The following is a 20591-nucleotide window of genomic DNA, read 5'->3' on the forward strand; positions in this document are numbered from 1 at the left end:
TTGGGCTGACATGATGGCTATGTCGGCGCCAGCTGCGCCGACTTCGCGCCAAGTTGACAGTACCGGGCAGGAATAGACTTGCATGAGGGCGGGCAATGCTCCCGCGGTGGTAGGAGCTTAAGCCAGGGCACCGTTGCATTAAACTCGGCCTTATAGGGAGGAGCGGTTCATCAAGGATCCGCTCCCGTGTCTCTGTTCAAGCGCCGTCGCTTTCCAGCTGAGATCATCCTGCTGTGCGTGCGCTGGTACTGCAAATACGGCATCAGCTACCGTGATCTGGCTGAGATGATGTCCGAGCGCGGCATCAGCGTCAATCCAAGCACGATCTTTCGATGGGTCCAACGCTATGCCCCGGAAATTGAGAAGCGGGTGCGTCTCTACCAGGGACATCGTTCAGGCTCCTAGAGAGTGGACGAGACCTATGTGCGGGTTGGCGGACGCTGGAGGTACCTGCTTCGCGCGGTCGACAAGCACGGTCGGTTGATCGCTTTCATGCTGTCCGATCGTCGGAATACCAACGCCGCTTATCGGCTCCTGCGTAAGCCCATCAAGGCGATGAGCACCTATCCGCCGTCCTCGATCCCGACCGACAAACTGGCGTCGTATCCCAAGGCCCTCCTGCGCCTGCAGAACGAAGGACTTCTACCGAACGATGTGGTACACCGCACCTCGAAATATTTGAATAACATCCTTGAGGCGGATCATGGCGCGCTCAAATGCAACAGTTCCCGGCCACGTGGGTTGCATAAAGCGGTCCCGCTCAGATGTCGCGCACGTACGCCCCCCTTCCCATTGTGGCAGCGACAAGCCGATCAAAGCGACGGTTCAATCTGAGTTCTGTAACTGGGCTTCGTGGTAGTCCATCCTGGAAAGCCGTCCAGGTCTGGCCACCGTCCACTGTTCGAAAAACCCCGACGTCATTGCCCGCGTAGGCCACCTCGGAGTCAAAGTCCGAAACGGCAACTGCGCTAGTCGGTACATCTGGAAGGATGGTTGGAGCGATCTGTCCGCTCGCATCGAGCCATGTCGTTCCGGCATCTATAGAGCGGAAAAGATGACTAATACCGAGAGGGTTCAGAATCATGTTGGGCCGATTAGTAAAATTTACGCCAGATCCACCGAAGACAACCCAGACATCATCCGGTTCGTGCGGGTTCACTGCGAGTGATTGAATCTGCGCATTGGGGAACAACATATCCGCGGACGTCCCTGCGAGATCAATCCGCGACCAGTCGGCAGCCGTACTGCCACCGTTTACGCCCCGATACAGTGCGCCGTTTTCGGTGCCTAGATAAAGAATAGTTGGATCACTCGGCGCAAACTCGAGTGCAGTGATTGTACCGAAAGCGCTGAAAGGGTTTCCACTCCCGTCGTTGACGCGCTGCCAATTTTGACCGCCGTCGGTCGAACGGAAGAGCTCCGTGGCTCCGCAGACAAAAAGCGTCCGGCTTGTCGACGGATTTACAATTGGGTCCGTTGGATCCAGCTTGATGATGGTTATCCACGGCGATCCTCCGGAGAGCCCGTTCTGTCCGATCTGCTGATGAGTGACTCCTCCATCGGTGGACTTTCGAATGTTAGTAGGAAGTCCGTTCTGCGAAGAGAAATAGAAAATTTTTGGATCGGTCTGGTCAATTGCGACCTGAGTTCCATCGCCCCAGGGAATGTGCCGCCAGACACCAGCGGCGTTGCGATAATAGACGCCATTATCCTGGGCTCCACCTGCGGCAATATCTCGGTCCCGCTCCGCAATGTCTATGTCATACATTTGCGTGATCGCGAGAGCTCCTGATCTGAATTCCCAAGTGGCTCCTCGATCAATTGATCGGTACACTCCTCCGTCATTCGCAAGATAGAGCACGGCTGCACTGTTTGGATCGAACGCTAGATCTTGCTGGTCGGCGTGAACACCCGCGGACGCGGAAGCCCAATCTGCAGAGGCTGCTCCTCCGTTTGTCGTTCGTTGGAGACCGATATTGTTTCCCGCGTAGATCACGTTCTCGTCTGTGGGGTCAACGGCGACCACCGAACACCACTCGTCGAAGGATACGGACGCAACATTGGCCGCAAGCTCAGGCCAAGTTGCTCCGCCGTCTTGTGTTCGGAAAATGCGGCTGCCATTGGGGCCCAGTTTCGCTAAAATACAGTTAGATCCATTCGCTCCGCTGCGACCGATTGAAAGCTTTATCCACCCTGCACCTCCACCTGAAGGCAATTGGCCGGCGGCATCGAGGCGAGTGAACGCGGGCGACATTCCAACCTGTATCCCGCCCGTGACCGTTTCATAGACGCCGTCGAGATGAACCCCTACGTATAGCCGGTCCGGATCGTCATGGGCAATCACGATATCTGTTACGGTTGCGTCGAAGAGAGAGTCTTGGCCCGGATTGGCAATCCAACTGAGACCACCATCGTCTGAGCGGTGCAAGCCCTGATCGCCAGCGAGGTAAAGTATGTCTGGATCGGTTGGATGGACGACAATAGCAGAGAACCGAGTGCTTGAAACCTTGGTCGCGATGCTCCAATGGGTGCCGCCATCGGTTGAGCGATAAAGGCCGATGCCTCCCCATGCTGGATTCCAGCCGTCAGCGTCCTCACCGGATGCCGCATAGATGATGTTAGGGTTCGATGGTGCGAACGCAACCGCGCCGATAGTGAGCGTCGGCTGTAACTCCATAAGAGGTCGCCACGTTATCCCCGAGTTGTCGGACCGCCACACTCCACCCCCAGCCGCACCGGCGATCAAGATGTTGCCCTTCGTCGGGTGTACGGCCAACTGTGTGACCCGACCAATCCCGCTGAATCCAGCTGCTGGAGTAGGCCCAATCGATCTCCAAAGTGAACACCGACGGCGATGGATCCAGCACCACTTGATGAGGGGCGGCATGATAGGTATGCCGTCCACAACGTCGATCTCTCCAAGAAACCTGTTCAGGCATCGGTTGCATATGCTTCGAGGATCACCTGGCTCGATTCCAGGTGGCAGACCTAAGCCTCCCTCTAGGCTCGAGATGTCACCACCGTACCCTGGTGGAAAGGACAATCCCGCACGGCTGAAGATCTGTGGATCCTGGATGGTGGCAAAATCAGGTGCACACAGGATCAGCTGACATATGCGGTCGACTGTGCCGATCCTGACTTCCTCTGAGCTCGTCATGTTGCTTCGAGCCGTTGAGTCCAACAAAACATACTTCCAGTGCGAGCATAGGAGGTCATAAGCTAGCCGGAGCCACGGGTGCTTAGGGAATGCAAACGCTTGAATAAGCGCACGTTCGCCCGGAACCTGACCAACTAAGATCCCTTCGTTCGGTAGAAACTCGAAAGGCCCCAGCAATCTTGGCGCCCGGCGGATTTGAACGTCGGCTCCAATCACCTCACTGAGGTCAAGATACTCTGCCACTTCCGCCGGTACAGGGATCACAATGAATGCTGACTTATCTTTCGTCTCAGGGATCTCGATGGGTGGGGTAAGTGCACTGAGACCCTCAATCTTTTCAGCTCTGCGGATTCGCAACTCGCGTGGCTTTCCGTTGCCCGTGACTAGCAGCGGCGCATTGATCTGGTCCGCCGGTAACCGGGCCTTGGCGAGGAACTCGAGGGCGCGGTCGCGCAGATGGGGTTCGACCACTCCGCGTTCATTCATTCTTTCGACAACATCCAAGCCGGCGCGAAGCCGGCGCAATGAACTAGAGTCTGCTTTGTATCCGGTACGCTCAGTGAACCATCGAGTGCGGCCCACGACTCCTGGCTCTATTCGTATCGGACGGACTGCCTCGTCCCGATCGCGCAACTCTCGGCCTTTTCTTGATTTCGCTGCCCGCCCTACAGGCTGCTGCTTCTTAACCATGTGACCCCTCCATCGAGTGTGCTGCACGGGCGAGGTCCGCAATTGCTGCTAGCTAGAGCAGTCGCGGTTCTGACAGAGCCAGCGCACCAACGCTATCTCTTTGTTCCAGAAGCGATTCCCGTCACGAATCATTATCTGATGCGGGGCCCGTTGCTCTAGTGTTTTGCAGAGCGCTGGCTCGCAGCGTCATTATGAAGTAGAAATCCTTCATGCTGAACTGATCGTCAACGAGGTGCGGACTCGTTTCTCGTCCAAAGGGATCGCGTTTGCTGTGCAACCCAATCCAAGACAAACCACGTCACTAGGAAGGCGAGGCATTCAAGCAGGAAACTATGAAATTTGTAGAAGAGCTCAGCGATCAGAATTGAGATCAAGAACGCGGGAGCCTGGATGACAGCTAGATCGATAAGTTTTGATGACTTCAGAAGCGTGAACACGTTTTCCCCCTATGGTTAAGTCTGAAACTCAGCGTTTTAAGCAACAGAACGCTCAGGGGCCAAGTATAGGCGCTTACAAGCATCCAAGCATAACACCACACGTACCCTTAGTCCATGAACTCACTCATACCAGCCGCGATGCTACGTAATCAGAGCCGAAGGTGTCTATCATGACCTTGTTGCACAGATTGAATGCACCCATGACCTGCAATCAAGCGATGCGGGCAGACTTCGGGTGTCCACCCTCGAGCATGCGGTTCAAAGCATGAATTTCGACGGCAATCTCGATAGCGCGCCGGGGTTCCGTCCGCGAGCGTAAGCTCGTGCCAATCACTCGCTTGATGCGGCTTGTGGCGCTCTCCACCAAGGCTCTTTGCGTGTACCCGGACCGCTTCTGCCAGCCCCTGCGCCCATGCTCAGCGATACTATGGAGATGCCGATCGCGCTGGGTGGGAGTACTCTCTGCCGCATCACTCAGCACTGCCATTGATTGGGGTGAGACGATCACGTCGGCATCCGGATGGCGCTTGGCAACAGTATCGTAGACGCCGACCTGATCGTAGGCACCATCGCCAATGAGTGAGGCGAGGATCTGCCCGGTCTTAGCATCGACACCGATGTGCAGCTTGCGCCAGGATCGTCGTCTGCGGGTACCATGTTTCTCGACCAGCCACTCGCCAGCTCCACACAGCTGCAGCCCAGTGCGGTCGACCAACAGATGCACCGGCCCAGTGCGTGGGATTGGTTTTGCCACCTCGAGGGTCTCGGCGCGACGGCTGAGGGTGCAATGATCCCACACGGCCAGTTCAAGACCGAGGAGCCTCAGGATCGCGCCAATCAAGCCATCGGTCTGACGCAGCGCCAGCCGGAACGCCGCCCGGAGCGTCAGGGCTGTCCTGATCGCCAGGGCTGAGTAATGCGGCTGTGCACTGCGTGAGGTGCGGGGCTCAGCCCGCCAGGCGGCAATGGCTTCCTCGGTGAACCGGACCCTGAGACTGCCCCGCTGGCGCACGGCTGCATCGTACTCTGCCCAGTTCGTCACCCGGTGCTGCTTCGGAATGTGGTGACGGCGAGTGGCATCAGCTTTGAAGGGCACAGTCGAAATCTCTGGTCAGAAGCCGAATAGGCCTTACGCTACCCAGCTGCGGTTACCAAATCGCTCATCTATGCAAAAGGCGGATCTCCGGCACCAGCTGGCGTCTGAGCGCCATCGCTGGTTGAGGTTCTCAGTTTGGGAAGGGTGATGAATGACGTAGTGCAAACCCGTCGAGCCGAAATCAGGAAAACCCGCGACGTTGTCAGAGCCTCGAGCTCGATAATGTGATTGAGACCTGATTGGCGGACTTCCATCAGGGGCCGCGGTCGCATGAACCGCATCAGCAGGCCGTACATATGACCGCACCCGACCATTTTGCAGATACGTTCAACAAAACCCTTACCAGCAGGGAGCGTCTACATACGACAACACGCTTATGTTCCCCTTCTTAGCGCTTCGTATCCAACTCAGGCGCCTGCAGCGGTGCGGGAATACAAATCGGGACGTATGTGGGTTCCGATTCGGTTGGATGTAATAGGCTGCAGTAGCGGATTTTTATGTAGTCGGGGCTGCCAAAGGGCCGTGGAAGAGTGCCGCCTGAGCATTGAAAAGTGTCCCTGAGAACTTCATCCACCGGGATGCAGCACAGCCAGACTTCACGACCCGCGATACCGCTTGTCTCGTAGCTGTGAGAGTAACTTCCTCTCAGACAGGCATTGCTCTCGATGTTGCCACTGGGCACCCGCCGTGGCCGAAACTCCAAGGATCTGTCCAATTGTATTTCACGCATATGAATTCGCGTAGGAGGTATTCGATCCGACCTTACCTCACCCCCAGCGCTCTCTATTGCTTTGGGGGCTGCCTTCGCCAGTATATCTGCTGGTAAAGGTTCGCCTTTCCGCAACTTTGGAGCTTCCGGAGCGGGTGGTTCAGGACGGCCAAGCTGATCTTCTCCAGAGAACACTGCCACTGCGGCATCCCGGGGTTCTGGAGCTTCCGCGCGTTGCTGATTGCGCTCGCGCTCAATTTGGCCGACAAAATCAGCTGTGCGGTCGACTGACCATGTCTCCGACCCACGAGCGCCGGTAACCTGGAACCGCCCATTACGGACAATATAGGCCGTGCCATGCGAAATCAGAAACGTGTCCCGCGGCCGACCTTGCAGGTCAAGGCCTGAATCCGGCGCGAGTACCAGCAGCATTTCTTGTCCCTGTGCACGATCAATCAAGACATGGTTCCGGCTACCACTGAGCACGCGCACGTCAAACGTGTCAGGCAGCACACCCTTGAGCAGTCTTTCTGTATGCAGTCGATAGTGGTGGTATTCTTCACTGTAGGCTGGTGCGTGGTCGATGTCCCCCGGGATTGCTTCGAATGCCTTCTTGCTCGTGCCCACCAGGTTGCCGACCCTGGCAAGTACGATGATCGGCTCGGCTCTTAGTAGGACGTCAAAGCTAGGAGGCTCTGACGGAGCCGGGTAATGAGCCTGCGCCTGTAGGTCAGGAAATAATGATCCAAAAAGCGCGAAGGGGAGCACTAGTACAATGCGGTCGAAATAAGCGCTAAATGTCATAGGCTTTCCCTCCAGCGCACTACTCCCGAGCAAACCACGTCACAATTTCCGTACCGGTTGGCGTCGACCAGCCAGAGTTTACAGCCATGCCAGGACCAACATGACTAGTACTTCCGGTGATATGCAGGAAGCCGGCGGGACAACCTCCCGCAGTAATCTGCATAGAGTCGAGGGAAGTGGCAAAATCCTGCTCGCGGAATCCCTGAACAAATATGCGGGTATCAGCGTGCCAGGCCAAATCCGGTGTGACCCGGCTGTGTTGTCCTTGGATGCACACAGTGCCGGCACTCACGATGCCAGCGGGCGAGATTGTGCATGTGCGCGTGCGCAGCTTGTTCTGTCCATATTCCCAAATGCCCTTCTCACCAGCCCAAACGAAACTATACCAGCACTGGCCTGCATCATTGGCCTCGATTGCGACACCATCATGCACACGGTAGAAGTCATCGACACGGTGGGGAGTCGACCACGAGTCACCATTATCAAACGAGACGCTGGCGTAGATGTAGCCGGTATCGTTCTGACTGGATTCGTCGTAGTTTACCCAGAGTACTATCCACGCACGCCTTCCTCCAACGACAGCGGTAGCGATGCCGGGGGTTGCGGCGGTTGTAGCCGTGGGGAAGTTGGTATAGGCCCAGCTTGCTGCGTTGTCGCGTGACCGTATGATGCGCACGCGGTTGTCATCGTTGCGACCGTCGACTACAGCCCACATCCATGTATCATGGTGATCCGACTCCATAGCAGTGCCATAGCGCGGTCGCGGATGCACGCTATAGAGAAACCAATTCGCGGGATCAAAAGTGACGCCGTCGCCACGGATCCAGGTGAGATTATTGCTAGGCGTGGTCCAGCCGATGACATAGTCGCCTGTGCTGCTGTTACCCGCAGCCGCAATTTTGTTGGTCGTGCGAGCGAAGGTACTGCCGAAGCCCGTAATGTCGTTGCCCAGCGTCGACCAACTCGCTCCGCTGTTATAAGTCGCGAGTTGGCGCAAACGATCATCTGTGCGCAGGCGATAGATGGCACGAATATCCGAAACGTCACCGGACCATGGGCCATAATGCGATGTCCAAGTATAGCCTCCCATGATATTCTTGGTGCTGCTACTGTGATCAAGGCCGATTGTATGCTGTAATTCGTGCATCATCACGGCATGCAGGCTTATTTCCCCTGAGTTGGGCCAGAATGGCGTGAAGTTCCACGGGGTGAGATCGCAGGCATTCTTGGCGTGGACGATGATAATTAGCCGGTCCGGAAAAGAGCCGAATGTCGATGCCAAGCGATTGTCTGCGCAGACATGCTTTTCGTTGGCCGAGATAACGATCTCGCCCGATCCTGCGTCAACGTTATCAGTATAGCCGAAGAACTGCGGACGAACGTCAACGCCGAGAACATGATTGAGGCGCGTATAGGCGTTGATCACTACATTGGTGAAAGGATCTTTCCATGCTGCCGGGAATCCGTTCGCTTCGAACGATCGCCAGTTAATGAGAACTCGTGGGCGCGAGCCCTCGCTATAAGTGATGCGATCCTGGCCGGCAGCCGGCAAGCTCATCAACCCAATTATTGCTGCTGCAGCAATTGACCATATACGCATCGGGATTTCCCCAATGGTAGAAGTAAAAGCAAATATTAATTCAATAGTGCTGCGGATGCAAGCTTGGCGGATCTGTCGCAAATTAGAATCGGCACCCAGAAGGTAGAGGGGAACCCTAGTTGCATTGTTGCACGGGTAGGCGATTTGTCTTCCGAGACTGGAACACATAGAAGAATGGCGCCTTCCAGATCTCGCATTCGACCGTGCCGTTCAAGATCCGTGCCGCTTGCCGCCACCGCATTCCCAAGCAGCAGTACTGGGTCGCGAAGTGGGCGGAGTATGGCGCGCCGGTGATGTCACGGTAACGTTTGGTGAGCGGCTTGTGGCTTAAGAGCCGCAGCATGACCAATCCCATCAGCTACAAGCGCCACCAGTTTCCGTGCGAGATCATCGCCCATGCGGTCTGGCTGTATTTCCGGTTTCCCCTGAGCCTGCGGGTCGTGGAGGAGATGCTGCTCGAGCGCGGCATCATCGTGTCCTACGAAACGATCCGTCGGTGGGGCAGGAAATTCGGTCCAGAGTATGCCCGGCGCCTCTGTCGCAAGCAGCGGAGTCCTCATTATGTCTGGCATCTCGATGAGGTTGTGATCAGCATCGCGGGTAAGAAACACTGACTCTGGCGGGCTGTCGACCAGGACGGATGGTTCTGTCGCAAATCCGGATCAGAGACGAGAAAGGATCAGGTGCTTGTGGAGAGCTCACGCGGCGAGCAGATCGAATTGCTCCGCGAGTGAGGGCTGTGGATTGCAGGCGTACTTCGCCTGTCCTTTCCGCATCATGTGAACCATCTCGATGCCGCTCAAGATCGTCCGAGCGGACGCCATCGACTTGAACCCGAGCATCGGCCGAACCCGCCGTTTGATAGCGCGATGATCCTGTTCAATGCGGTTGTTGAGATATTGACTGTGCCGGATCCGGATCGGCTTCAACTGGCGTCTTGACCGATCCTGGAGCCGGCTTTCCGTGTCGCAGCTCAGAATGGCCTCTCGGTTGGTCTGGCTGCCGTCGATGACGATCCGCTCCGGACGGCCATGCCGCTTCAGAGCCTTGCGCAGGAACCGCTTGGCCGCCGCCAGATTGCGCCGTTCGCTGAACCAGAACTCGACCATGTCGCCATGGCTATCGATGGCACGGTACAGGTACGTCCAGCGCCCACGGACCTTGATGTAGGTTTCATCAATGTGCCATTTCCCGCTGACGGGCCGTTTGTGTCGATTGAACCGCTGCAGCAGCTCGGGAGAGTAACGAACGACCCAGCGATGCACCGTGGCATGGTCGACCGAGATGCCCCGCTCGGCCATCATCTCTTCCAAATTGCGGAGGCTGAGATTGTAGGCGAGATACCACCGCACACAGAGCAGGATCACCGAGCGATCAAAATGCCTGCCCTTGAACATGCCACCCTCTTCCCTGAAGCCGAGGAGGCTATAGCTGAAACTCTGAAACAAAATGTTTGCGACACATCCCATGTGGAGATGCTGGAGTTCAGGATTGGCGACCGGGTCACCTTCCAGCCGCCGGGCCAAGGGCCACTTGAGGGCATGCTGACACGCTACAACAAAAAGACCGTGACAGTGATCACCGACACCGGGCAGACGTGGAATGTCTCGCCCACACTCCTCAGCAGGATCAAGCCAGCCAAGGGTGCCAACACAGCTGAACCCAAGGTGGTCCCCCTGAATAAGCGCTGATGCGAGAGGGTCGATGAGATCCAGGGGAGCATGACCATGTGTGGGCGGATCTGCCCGACGACCTGATGGAAGGTGCTTCACAATAAACAGAGCTTGGTTGGGACGGGTGCTTGCCCCCTGCAGATCGAAACCTGCGGACCGCCACCCCAGGTGGCCTCATGCTTTCCTCCGCAAGCACAACCAACACGGTCGATCCCACCTCTTGAGCCGTTCCGGCTACCCTGGACGGAGCCAGATGTCCGGCTCAATGCCGCAGCTGCTGTTTCAGCCGGATCTCTCCAGCAAGGCATAGCGTTTCATCTCTGGCCTGAGCAGGAATGGTCAGTGATTGCAATTCTGGCCGCCCGGCGATTTCCCGGATGAGCTTGGCCCGGATCGCCTCCATGAACTGGGCCGGATCCTGCACCGGGATCATAAAGGATCCGGGTCCGCCGATCACACACTCGCGGAAGTAGCCGTCGAGGTTCTCCATCTCGGGGAAGACGGACGGCCGATGGATCATGATCGGCAGACCGTTGATGACGATCCCCCGTGCCAAAGCGTCGTCCCGCGCCCACGTCACCGGACGCCCCTTGTTGTTCGGTCCGTCACCCGAGATGTCGATCGCCTGCCGGGTAGCTTCCATGTGACTGTCCTCCAGCAGCCGCATGCCGAACTCAATTACTCCGGAAAGCGAGGTGAAGCCTCCACTATGCAGTGGCGCCTGGGACAGGAGATCCGCGAATATGATCGCGTCTGTTGGCTGTTTGATGACGGTCCAGGGAATGACGACGGACTGCTCTGTCTCTCCGGCCCATTCGATGTATGTGACGGCAATACGGCCCAGTACACCGCGGCGGACGGCATCATACAGGGCAGGGGAGCGGAAGGCCTCGATGAAGCCGGCCCGCTGCAACTCCTGTTCCACCGGCTCCATGGAGGCCGACACATCGACGGCCAGCACCAGCGAGAGATCAACGGCGAGTTCGGCGCATGCGCCCGATCCTGATGCGGCAAGCACCCCCGCCGCCAGGAGCACGGGACCGAGAAAGGATCGGGGCTGGTTCATCGCAGCAATGGCATGGCCGCCACCTCCGCTCATTCATCCGTCGAATACATCCTGACGATCTCCGGTCTGAATCCGGATCAATTCCTACCGAACAGGCAGGCCGTACTGGAGGCCGCCCTTGGTCCAGAGCGCGTTCTGGCCGCGCTTGATCTTGAGCGGCGAACCCTCGCCGACGTTGCGCTCGAAGCTCTCGCCGTAGTTGCCCACGTGCCTGATGATGCGCACGGCCCAGTCGTTGGTCAGGCCGATGGCCTCGCCGAACTTGCCCTCGGTGCCGAGCAGGCGCTTGATCTCTGGATTGGCCGAGGTCTTCATCTGCTCGATATTGGCCTTGGTCACGCCGAGCTCCTCGGCATCGAGCATGGCATTGAAGGTCCAGCGCACGATGTCGGCCCACTGGTTGTCACCCTGGCGCACGGCCGGCCCGAGCGGCTCCTTCGAGATGACCTCCGGCAGGATCACGTGATCGTCCGGGTTCGAGAGGGTCAGCCGCGCGGCATAGAGGCCAGAGATATCGGTTGTCATCGCATCGCAGCGGCCGGCCTCATAAGCCGCCTTCGCCTCCGTCGCATTCACGAAGCTCACCGGCTGATACGTCAGGCCATTGGCGCGAAAGTAGTCAGCGAGGTTGAGCTCGGTCGTGGTGCCCTGGTCAGTGCAGACCGACTTGCCGTTCAACTCCTTGGCTGAGGCAAGTCCGAACGTCTTGCGGACCATAAAGCCCTGGCCGTCGAAGTAGTTGATGGCCGGAAACTCGAGGCCGACCTGGGTGTCACGCGCCATGGTCGCTGTCGAGTTGCGGGCAAGCACGTCGACCTGTCCGGACTTGAGGGCCGTGAAGCGGTCCTGGGCCGAGAGCGGGACGAACTGCACCTTGGTCGGGTCGTCGAAGATGGCGGCCGCGAGGGCGCGGCAGAGATCGACGTCGAGACCGGACCAGTTGCCCTGCGCATCCGGCGCGCCGAAGCCGGGGGCGCCCCGGTTCGAGCCGCAGGTCAGGACGCCCTTCTGCTTCACGCTGGCCAGCGTCGCCTGGGCCGAGGCTCCCGTGGCGGCGAGCACCGCCATGGTGATCGCGAGGGCCGCCGATATCGAAATCCTCCTCATGATCTTGCCTCCCTCCGCTCACTGGTCGGCCGCGCTGGGAACTTCCGACGGCGGCACGTCGGCCCGGCTATCCAAGCCCTGCCAGCTCCAAACCGCGCTCGTAGTGCTCCAGGTCAGCCGCATGCTGAAACCGGGCCGGCAAGCGAAGCCACCCGATCGCGCCGCCCACCGCCCGCAGCTCCTCCTCGCCCAGGCGCTGACGCAGCGCTTCCCGCATCCGATTAGCATGCATGGCTGCTTCGTCCGTGCGTCCAGCATAGGCTGCCGCAGCGGCCAGCCAGCCCCGGTTCGTGGTAATCCGATCCGGCGACTGCCGCATCCAGAACAGCGCATCCTCATAGCGGCGGCCGACGAAGCAGGATTTGCCCATCTGTTCAACTGAGACCGCCGGGAAGTATGGGTTGAACCGGATCGACTGCTCTGCCTGCATGATGCCGCGCTCGGCTTCTCCCGCATAGGCATACTCCAGGCCCGTATAGCCCAGGGTCTCGACGTCACCCGGACTGAGGGTGACAGCGCGGTCGAGGTGCACGTGGGCACCTGCGAAGTCGCGCCTGTACTGCAGGAGCAGTCCCATCATCCAGTGGCCCTGAGGATCGAGAGGGTCGAGGGCGATCGCTTGCTGTGCGTGGATGATCGCTCTCTCCCGTCGCTCCTCCTCCTGCAAGGGACTGATGCCCCCGGCGTGCATGATCGCGCAAGCCAGCCCGGCATGCGCCATGGCAGAATTCGGGTCCTGCTCGAGCGCACGGCTGAAGAACTGGAGCGCTTGGATTTGAGCCGCATGCAAGGTCGAGCGTTGGTACTCCCGGCCACGCAAGCAGTGCTCGTAGGCGCTCAGCGAATGGATCTCGCGGTGACGGATCCGCTCCAGCTCTGCCTGTTCGACGTGAACTGGGATGCTCGCGACGATAGCTTTGGCCGCAGTCTCTTGGAACTGTGGCAGCTCCTCCCAGTCGCCCTGGTAGCGCTCCGCCCAGAGTTGACGCTGCGAGGCGTTGTCGACGAGCTGGACGGTCACGCTCAAGCGGTTGCCAGTGCGCCGAACACTACCCTCGATCGTGTAGCGGGCGCCGAGCTGGCGCAACCGGGCCTCGGGATTAGGGTCGCGACCGAGTGCGAAGGACGTGTGCCGGGCCAGGACACCGAGCCGGCGGAAGCGCGCCAGATCGGCGATCACGTCCTCGGTCAGGGCCGCCGGCAGGCTGACCAGCGCCTGGTCCTCGGAGAGGTCCCGGAAGGGCAACACGGCCACGAGGGGCTTGCCGTCCGCGGGCAGGTCGCTGCGGCCCAGAACCCAGGCGGCATTGAACGGCTCCGGGGCAGAGCGCCCACTGGTCTGGCTCACGGCCCGGGCGAGTTGCTCGACCTCGGCTCCCGGCCGGATCTGGAGGTCACGCTCAAGGCGGACGCGAAGTTGGCCATAGCGCCCGGCCGCGAGCGCACGTTCGCCCTGAGTCAGATGCAGCCGCATCAGTGCTGCATGCATGCGCTCGCAGTAGGGGTCGATCACGAGATAACGCTGGGCGCAGGCCTTGGCCTCCGTCACCTCGCCGCGCCACAGCCGGAGCGAGAACAGATTCCAGAAGGCCGAGCGCGCCACCTCGCGCAGGCGCTCCCGTTCGGGCAGTAGCCAATCCTCGTATTCGGAGCTGAGATCGCCCGCATCCGACAGGAGATCGCCGCAGTACAGATCGCAGGCTGCGGTGAGGGCTTCGAGTGTCCCTTCCGCCGCGAGCGCCTCGAAGCGCACGACATCGACGGCCACGCGATCCGGGTCAAGCCAGAGCGAGCGGCTGTTGCTATGGAGCGGCCCTTCGTTTCCGCCAAGGATCGTTCTGAGCTGGTGCAGGACGAAGCGCAGGTTGCCCTGGGCATGCGGCGGGTCGGAGTCCGGCCACAGCAACGCCTGGAGGGTGTCGCGCCGATGCTTCGTGCCGGGGTGAAATGCCAAGCGCGCGAGGAGCTGGGGCCCCTTCTCGCCCGCGAGTTTGATGGGTCCGCGGTCGGGATGCCGCAGGCGAAGCCCGCCGAGCAGTGCGATCTCGAGTTCCGTCATGGAGGCCTCGGACGCTGTCGCAGCAGGACCAGTCTAGCACCGCGTCAGGATCCGCGAAACGCCCGGAGGCCTCGCCTCACGCCTGTCTAACGCTCCGTCGGCTCAACTCCCGCAAGCACCGCACGCGGGAGGATCGATCCATGAGGAAAGCTTGCTCGCTCCAAGGCCACGACGACACGATCGGCAGCCTTTGGGACGCCCTTCGTCTCGCCCGTATGATCGCTCTGGTCGCTTGTGGCCTCGCGTTGGCGTTGGCCGCCATTGGCCCTGCTCTGGCCCGTTCGGCCGGATCCGACGAATGCCTTGAGAGCGAATGGATCGCCGAGGCACGAGCCTTCGTCATCGGGGAGACGGGCATCCAAGCCCCCGGGATTTGCGTTCGCCTGGCGCCGAAGGAGCGTCTGGACGGGCTCGTGTTCCCGATGACCCTCGGTGAGTCTCACAGCGAGGCTGTGGCTGCCGTCTACGTTCCGACCACGCGGGAGATCCTGCTCGCCGACGATCTCGATCCCGACACCCCGCTCGCGCGCAGCTATCTCGTGCACGAACTGGTGCATGCGCAGCAGTTCGCGAGCCGGGCGCACGAGCGCGCCTCATGCCCAGGGGCGCTGGAGGCGGACGCTTATGGCCTCCAGGCCCTCTATCTCCGCACCCGGGGCCTGCGGGAGGAGGCGTTCCTGCTCCAGGTTCTCGGCCTGTTTCAGGGTGCCTGCGGCTATTCGGACTGATTTCTCCAGCCGCGTGCCGGCGAATCATCCCTGGGGCCATGCGCAGCAACTCAGCGGGACAGTACTCATTTCGGGCATCGACACGACAGCCGGGATTGTCCCGTCAGCCCGCTGCTCAAGTTCAATCGGTACGAAACCACCGTGGGCGAAGCGCCGGCGGAACGGGAGCTTGGGATGCTGAGCGGACCGCGCCTCATGACCCACCCTGATGCTGGCAGGCGGGATGCTGCTCGCGAACGGCGCGGCTCCGGCCGAAACCCGGGTCGATCTCGCGCTGGTGCTGGCGGTCGATGTCTCCTTTTCCATGGAGCCGGATGAGCCAGACCTCCAGCGACACGGCTTTGCCGAGGCACTCCAGTCCCCCGAGGTTCATCGGGCGATCCGTCAGGGCATGCTGGGGCGCATCGCTGTGGTTTACCTCGAGTGGTCCGGGGCGTTCGATCAGCAGATCGTCGTCCCCTGGACCATCATCGAGCAGCCCGCCGATGGCGTGGCCTTTGCCGAACGGCTTTCGCGGAGTCCGGTCCACCGCATGGGCTACACCTCGATTTCGGGGGGCATCGACTTCGGTGTCCGGCAGCTTCGTCAGAGCGGCGTGCAGGCGGATCGGCAGGTGATCGACATCTCGGGCGATGGAGCCAACAACACGGGCCGAACCGTGACCCCTGCACGCGATGGTGTCTTGACCCAGGGCATCACCATCAACGGCCTGCCGATCATGCTGAAGCGGCCCGACGGCATCTGGGATATCGACAACCTCGACCTCTACTTCCGCGACTGCGTCATCGGAGGACCGGAGGCCTTTCTGGTTCCGGTGCGGGAGAAGGCGCACTTCATCAAGGCTATCACGGCCAAGATCATCCGGGAGATCACGGACCAGTGGCAGCCTCGCTCGCTGCTCCAGCCTGCCCAAGCTGACGCATCGACGAACTGCTTGGCTGGCGAGCGGCGGAGACACCAGCCGACAGCCAGGTGACCAGGACATAGCGGTCGCAGGGGATGGCCGGCGTCCGTGGGCTATCCCGCCGCAAGCGGCGCTTCTCCAAGGCACCATTCGCCAACCCGCTTCCTCCGGGCCTTGAGCGACAGGATCCTCGTTCGGGAGTACAATGCCCGGAGTAGCGTTTCCCGACGCTCCGATGAGCGCCGCCAGCCTATCATTCGGGAGAGCGGCTGATGTCTCTCAGGCTTGATCTCTTCACGGCGATGGCCCTGCTTGGTTCCGCGCCGCCCACTGAGGCTCACGACATCTACTCGCCTCTCAGGGACAGGTTAGGGCACAGTTGCTGCCACGAGGGCGACTGTCGACCCGCGCCCTATCGGGTGACGCCGACGGGTGTGCAGATGTTGGTCGAGGGACAGTGGATCGGGGTACTAGACTTTACGATCCAATATCGGGTGCTGCTCGGGGATACGGGTGAAACGGACGGGGGGCATTGGTGCGGGCGGTTCGAGAACGGACCTGGCTTCATGATGGGCTATGCCACCTACTGCGCCATCCTGCCGCCAAACCCAACGGCGATTTTCGAACCCGCGTTTGCCATTCGTGAGAGGTCCATCCGACCCGTCCCATGACGAAGCCTGCCCTTGGGAGGTGAGAGGGCGGACGGGTCCCACAAGGCCAACCAAACCGGCTGCCTGCTACCACAGACGGGCATTTGCTGTCGGCGAAGGCGAGCGGCCTCCCGCCTTAAGATTGCCTCTGGTGAAATCAGGAAACAGGCGGAAAGAGGTATCCTGAAGGGAAGGCGACCACTTCTTTATTGTGGTCTTCCGGTATCCGCCCGGATTGTTGCAAGGACCATGGCTGAGGCTTGGGCTAGGGCGTGTCTCTCGGCTTCCGTGAATGCCGACACATCCATTGCGCCGATCTTGGGGGCTCCGCTCATGGCTTGGGTAGCGAACTCGATGAGGGCCTTCTTAGCGCATCTCTGGCCGTCCTCAGGGCCCATCTCGATGAGCATCTGAGAAACGCTATGCGTCAGGTCGCCCGCTACCAATTCGACAAGATCGTCATGGTCCATCGGCGCTTCCTCCCTGATGTTGTTTTTAGGCTTCTCAGTCTGTCAGAAAGAAAGGCAAAGATGAGTCCACAAGTGGGCAGCACGAAAGCTTCAGCGCAAAGCAAGGAGGGGGCGTACAGAGTCAGTTCTTGGGTTCTCCAAGTGGAGTAAGAGTGAGGCGAGCAGTGTCACAGCCGCCTGAACGGCCACTCCAATTGCCGCGGTCCACCCGAGAGTCGCTAGGGCAGACATCATAGGCGTCTTATCTGCTGAGATGACAGCCCACATCCTGGGGCGCGCCTTGGTGGGCAAGGACCGGGACCCGAGGGAGCCGTGGAGGATGGTCGCTTGCCTGAGCCCTAACGGCAAAGAGGTGGTGAACCGGTTGCTGGAGACCGTGGCTCCTTAGCTGAATGATAGGAATTAGATCAAGGAATCAGGGCCGCGGGACTAAAGCTTGGCTTTGAACCGGTCAGGCGCTATGCGGAGGTATGCTCAAGCTTGAACAAGGTCTATCCGGCCAAACCCGCGAGGCGAACGGCCCTGCACTGCATCAGCGAGAAGAACTCGCAAGACTGACGGATGACATCAACGACCTTAAACAGCGCATCTCTGATCAAATCGCCCTCATTCAGGACCTCGCCTGGGAAGCCCAGGGCACGGCATCCGCCAAGGCGGAGCTGCACGAGATGCAGGAGACGCTCAGGGACTGGTACGCCCATCGCGACTTGCTAGTGAAGCTCCAGACTTTGGAGCCGCAACCGACTTGAACTTGGAGTCTTACTTGCCATCAAAGATGATACTTGAAAGGGTGGTCTATGCCCGCACATTCGAAGGCTGGCTTACAGTTCATCCCATCAATTTCCTGAGATTTCCAAGGTTTTCAAATCGTTTGCGGCGGCTCCATGCGGCACGACCGCCCATGTCCACTTTATCGTCATCCAATCTGCCGATTTGGATCAGGGTTATAATTCGCTAAGCTAAAGAAAGACTCGGCTTCGACTCGGGAGGCATTCCGAAGATCGGCGTAGTCAGCATAGGTTGGGGTGAGAACGCTTTCTAGCGTGGTCATCACTGCCACGGTGGCATTGACCACTTCATCTAAATCAACACCCTTGACATCATCAATCGCCTTCTTGCGCTCAGCTTGTGTTCGGAAAATTGGATGGGCGATTTTCTTGTCGCGATGATTTCTGATCCGTTCAAGTGCCTTGCCGCTTTCGATCTCGAAAATCAGGCTGAGGCAACTTTCTAGCTCTTCGATCCTTGCCTTAAAGTTCGGTGGAGGCAGAACCGGTTTATCCTCCTGCTCACGCATGTCGACCGGAGCCAGAATTTCGCCGTCCAGAATTCCTGCAACTGGCAACTCGACCCGAGGCTTACTATGCGTAGCCAAGTTCTGTAGCACGAGAGGAAATACCTCTCGATCGCGTAGAAGCGCTGCGATTGTGGGCAGGCTGAAGCTGCCAGCATCAAATTTGTCCCACAAACGACAAAGCTGCACGACTTCGTAATAAAGTACAGTCGAAACAAGTGTGCTGCTCGGGCTGTGAGCAGCCTTCGTAATCGAGCGGCCAAAGTCAGACTCGAAGAAGGCGCGTGTCTGCTCATTGAGCCGAATTGTCTCTATGACGAGCGCTGACGTCATGGTTAAGCGGTTTTTCGCTACGAAGAACCGCTCGTCGGCTGTTAGATGCGAGAAGTTCTGAGGTTCGCCAGCCGCCATGTTTTTCCCCGAGAAGTATCAGGGAAGCCTAATCATGGCGACCGATAATCTCAATCGCTTAACAGCGCCCGCTGCTCGGGTTCCATTCGCCACATGGTCACGGATAGCGCACAGGAGTCGGTTCCGGTTCAGGCAGTGGGATGAACTCCGTCTCGTCACCGGGAACGGTGTCGAAGCGGGCTGCCTTCCAATCGGCCTTGGCCTGCTCAATGCGGTCTTGTCGCGACGAGACGAAGTTCCACCAGATGAAGCGAGGTCCGTCCATCGGCTCGCCGCCCAGCATCATGAAGCGGGCATCGCTGCGGGCCCGGATCGTGATGCGGTCGCCGGGCCGGAACACCAGCAGCTGTCCGGGCGGGAACACGTCACCCGCGATCTCGACCTCGCCCGACACGGTGTAGATCGCCCGCTCGTCATAGTCCGGATCCAGCGGCACCGCGGCTCCCGCCTGGAGCGCCACGTCGGCGTAGAACATCGGGCTGGATGTCTTCACCGGGGAGGTGGCACCGAGGATAGAGCCGGCTATCAGGCGCACCGTCTTGCCGTCGCCTTCGAGCACCGGCATCTGCCCGGCCTCATAGTGGACGAAGTCGGGCGTGGTCTCCTCGTCCTTGGCTGACAACGCTACCCAACTCTGGATGCCGAACAGCTTCGAGCCCGTCGTGCGCAACTCCTGGCCTGTCCGTTCGGAATGCACAATCCCACGGCCGGCGGTCATCCAGTTGAGCTCGCCCGGCCGGATCGGCAGTTCGGTTCCCAGCGAGTCCCGGTGCATGATCTCGCCATCGAACAGGTACGTGACGGTCGAGAGGCCGATATGCGGATGAGGCCGCACATCCATGCCGGACCCGAGCAGGAACTCGGACGGCCCCATCTGGTCGAAGAAGATGAAAGGGCCGACCATCTGCCGCTGCGCCGATGGGAGCGCCCGGCGCACCTCGAAGCTACCGAGGTCGCGCGCCCGCGGCACGATGACCATCTCGATGGCCTCACAGGCCAGCTTGTCACCAGGCCGTGGATCGTCAGCGGGATTCCAACTCATCAGATCGTCTCCTTACACGCTTGTGGCGGGTGGGCGAGGGGCTGGGTGGACCAGAGGGCCGGCCCATACCTAAAGGTAATGGGCCGGCTTGTTCAATGACCTGCATACGCGCTTACAGGGTCTGCAGGCCAGCTTCGATCCGTTGGCGCTGCGCTTCCAGGAAGGGCAGCACGGACAGCATCTCGCCGAGCGTATCCATCGGCTCGTCGATGGCAAAGCCCGGCCCGTCGGTGGCGATCTCGAACAGGACCCCGTTCGGCTCGCGGACGTACAGGCTGTGGAACCAGAAGCGGTCGACAGAGCCATATCGGGCTCTCTGGAGATTTCCTTGTTCGTCCTGTCTCTGACGAGGAGTTCGAGCAATTCGATTTATATAGGATTGAACCGGCCTACGAAACGGAGCTGCGATCGGCAACCATGAATCTTATTCAAGCATCGGACCGAGCTTGTGGTTCCTTTACAAGTCGTTAATCCGATCAACGCGCCGTTCTCGAATCATCATCTCAGCCCGCGAACCGACCTTCGAGCCGAATACTAGGCACTCTCGAATCAAGTGCGTAAGTTCGAATCAACCGGAACCGGGCTTTTACATGCGAATTGACTCGGCTTTTTGGGCTAAATGATTCTAGCCAAAGAAGTTTCCCACCGCTGAATCGATCTATTGTGAATGGATTCTTGACGCGCGACTCCACAG

18 protein-coding genes and 2 pseudogenes are annotated in these 20591 nt (G+C 59.6%); 8 read left to right on the forward strand and 12 right to left on the reverse strand.

Annotated features, from left to right (window positions below):
* Positions 1–186: 186 nt before the first annotated feature.
* Positions 187–405, forward strand: a complete 219-nt coding sequence (locus KBI52_RS07415) for a transposase (RefSeq protein ID WP_173945858.1) — start codon at positions 187–189, stop codon at positions 403–405.
* A 3-nt stretch (positions 406–408) separates the two neighbouring features.
* Positions 409–834 (forward strand): DDE-type integrase/transposase/recombinase, encoded by a 426-nt coding sequence (locus KBI52_RS34005; protein ID WP_173945859.1) that lies wholly within the window; start codon positions 409–411, stop codon positions 832–834.
* On the opposite strand, the gene KBI52_RS07425 is transcribed toward KBI52_RS34005, so the two are convergent.
* From KBI52_RS07425 to KBI52_RS07440, 4 genes are all read right to left on the reverse strand, one after another.
* A complete protein-coding gene (locus KBI52_RS07425; RefSeq protein WP_210806424.1) occupies positions 761–3847 on the reverse strand; it encodes a hypothetical protein in 3087 nt (1028 codons plus the stop codon). The two genes, KBI52_RS34005 and KBI52_RS07425, sit on opposite strands and share 74 nt — an antisense overlap.
* A gap of 648 nt (positions 3848–4495) precedes the next feature.
* Entirely contained in the window at positions 4496–5380 is an 885-nt protein-coding gene (locus KBI52_RS07430; protein ID WP_210806426.1) for an IS5 family transposase, read from the reverse strand.
* Positions 5381–5768: 388 nt separating this feature from the next.
* Positions 5769–6893, reverse strand: coding sequence for a hypothetical protein (locus KBI52_RS07435; protein WP_210806428.1), 1125 nt, complete (start codon positions 6891–6893; stop codon positions 5769–5771).
* A 19-nt stretch (positions 6894–6912) separates the two neighbouring features.
* Positions 6913–8493 carry a matrixin family metalloprotease gene (locus tag KBI52_RS07440; protein ID WP_173945863.1) on the reverse strand — a complete coding sequence of 527 codons (1581 nt, stop codon included), beginning with the start codon at positions 8491–8493 and terminating at the stop codon, positions 6913–6915.
* Positions 8494–8834: 341 nt separating this feature from the next.
* On the opposite strand from KBI52_RS07440, the pseudogene KBI52_RS07445 reads away from it, so the two are divergent.
* Positions 8835–9104, forward strand: a pseudogene (locus KBI52_RS07445) (IS6 family transposase); the annotation flags it as partial.
* Positions 9105–9191: 87 nt separating this feature from the next.
* On the opposite strand, the gene KBI52_RS07450 reads toward KBI52_RS07445, so the two are convergent.
* The gene (locus KBI52_RS07450) at positions 9192–9890 is read right to left on the reverse strand and encodes an IS6 family transposase (RefSeq protein WP_210806430.1); all 699 of its coding nucleotides are present in this window, start codon (positions 9888–9890) and stop codon (positions 9192–9194) included.
* On the opposite strand from KBI52_RS07450, the gene KBI52_RS07455 reads away from it, so the two are divergent.
* Positions 9873–10184: a hypothetical protein gene (locus KBI52_RS07455; RefSeq protein WP_210271959.1), complete on the forward strand. Its 312-nt coding sequence runs from the start codon at positions 9873–9875 to the stop codon at positions 10182–10184. The two genes, KBI52_RS07450 and KBI52_RS07455, sit on opposite strands and share 18 nt — an antisense overlap.
* Before the next feature lie 244 nt (positions 10185–10428).
* Here KBI52_RS07455 and KBI52_RS07460 read toward each other — a convergent pair whose 3' ends face one another.
* From KBI52_RS07460 to KBI52_RS07470, 3 genes are all read right to left on the reverse strand, one after another.
* Entirely contained in the window at positions 10429–11265 is an 837-nt protein-coding gene (locus KBI52_RS07460) for a DUF1194 domain-containing protein (RefSeq protein ID WP_173945865.1), read from the reverse strand.
* A 51-nt stretch (positions 11266–11316) separates the two neighbouring features.
* Positions 11317–12339, reverse strand: a complete 1023-nt coding sequence (locus KBI52_RS07465) for an amino acid ABC transporter substrate-binding protein (RefSeq protein WP_210806434.1) — start codon at positions 12337–12339, stop codon at positions 11317–11319.
* A gap of 67 nt (positions 12340–12406) precedes the next feature.
* On the reverse strand, positions 12407–14398 hold the full coding sequence (locus tag KBI52_RS07470; RefSeq protein WP_210806436.1) for a BTAD domain-containing putative transcriptional regulator: 1992 nt from the start codon (positions 14396–14398) through the stop codon (positions 12407–12409).
* 140 nt (positions 14399–14538) lie between these two features.
* Between KBI52_RS07470 and KBI52_RS07475 the strand changes: the two genes are divergently transcribed.
* The 3 genes from KBI52_RS07475 (at position 14539) to KBI52_RS07485 (ending at position 16701) form a co-directional block, all read left to right on the forward strand.
* Positions 14539–15126, forward strand: a complete 588-nt coding sequence (locus KBI52_RS07475; RefSeq protein ID WP_210806438.1) for a DUF6647 family protein — start codon at positions 14539–14541, stop codon at positions 15124–15126.
* Between the two features lie 208 nt (positions 15127–15334).
* Positions 15335–16102, forward strand: coding sequence for a DUF1194 domain-containing protein (locus KBI52_RS07480; protein WP_210806440.1), 768 nt, complete (start codon positions 15335–15337; stop codon positions 16100–16102).
* Positions 16103–16302: 200 nt separating this feature from the next.
* Positions 16303–16701, forward strand: a complete 399-nt coding sequence (locus tag KBI52_RS07485; RefSeq protein ID WP_210806442.1) for a hypothetical protein — start codon at positions 16303–16305, stop codon at positions 16699–16701.
* 185 nt (positions 16702–16886) lie between these two features.
* On the opposite strand, the gene KBI52_RS07490 is transcribed toward KBI52_RS07485, so the two are convergent.
* Positions 16887–17150, reverse strand: a complete 264-nt coding sequence (locus tag KBI52_RS07490) for a hypothetical protein (RefSeq protein WP_210806444.1) — start codon at positions 17148–17150, stop codon at positions 16887–16889.
* A gap of 470 nt (positions 17151–17620) precedes the next feature.
* Between KBI52_RS07490 and KBI52_RS07495 the strand changes: the two genes are divergently transcribed.
* Entirely contained in the window at positions 17621–17899 is a 279-nt protein-coding gene (locus tag KBI52_RS07495; RefSeq protein WP_210806446.1) for a hypothetical protein, read from the forward strand.
* Positions 17900–18066: 167 nt separating this feature from the next.
* Here the strand turns inward: KBI52_RS07495 and KBI52_RS07500 are convergent, their stop codons facing one another.
* The 3 genes and pseudogenes from KBI52_RS07500 to KBI52_RS07510 all read right to left on the reverse strand — a co-directional run.
* Complete coding sequence (locus tag KBI52_RS07500; protein ID WP_210806448.1) at positions 18067–18855, reverse strand: hypothetical protein; 789 nt, start codon at positions 18853–18855, stop codon at positions 18067–18069.
* 97 nt (positions 18856–18952) lie between these two features.
* Positions 18953–19897, reverse strand: a complete 945-nt coding sequence (locus KBI52_RS07505; protein ID WP_210806450.1) for a pirin family protein — start codon at positions 19895–19897, stop codon at positions 18953–18955.
* Positions 19898–20009: 112 nt separating this feature from the next.
* A pseudogene (locus KBI52_RS07510) lies at positions 20010–20201 on the reverse strand (ring-cleaving dioxygenase); the annotation flags it as partial.
* Between the last annotated feature and the right edge of the window lie 390 nt (positions 20202–20591).

Origin of the sequence: Microvirga sp. HBU67558 (assembly GCF_018069605.1) — a bacterium.
Classification (GTDB): Bacteria; Pseudomonadota; Alphaproteobacteria; order Rhizobiales; family Beijerinckiaceae; genus Microvirga; species Microvirga terrae.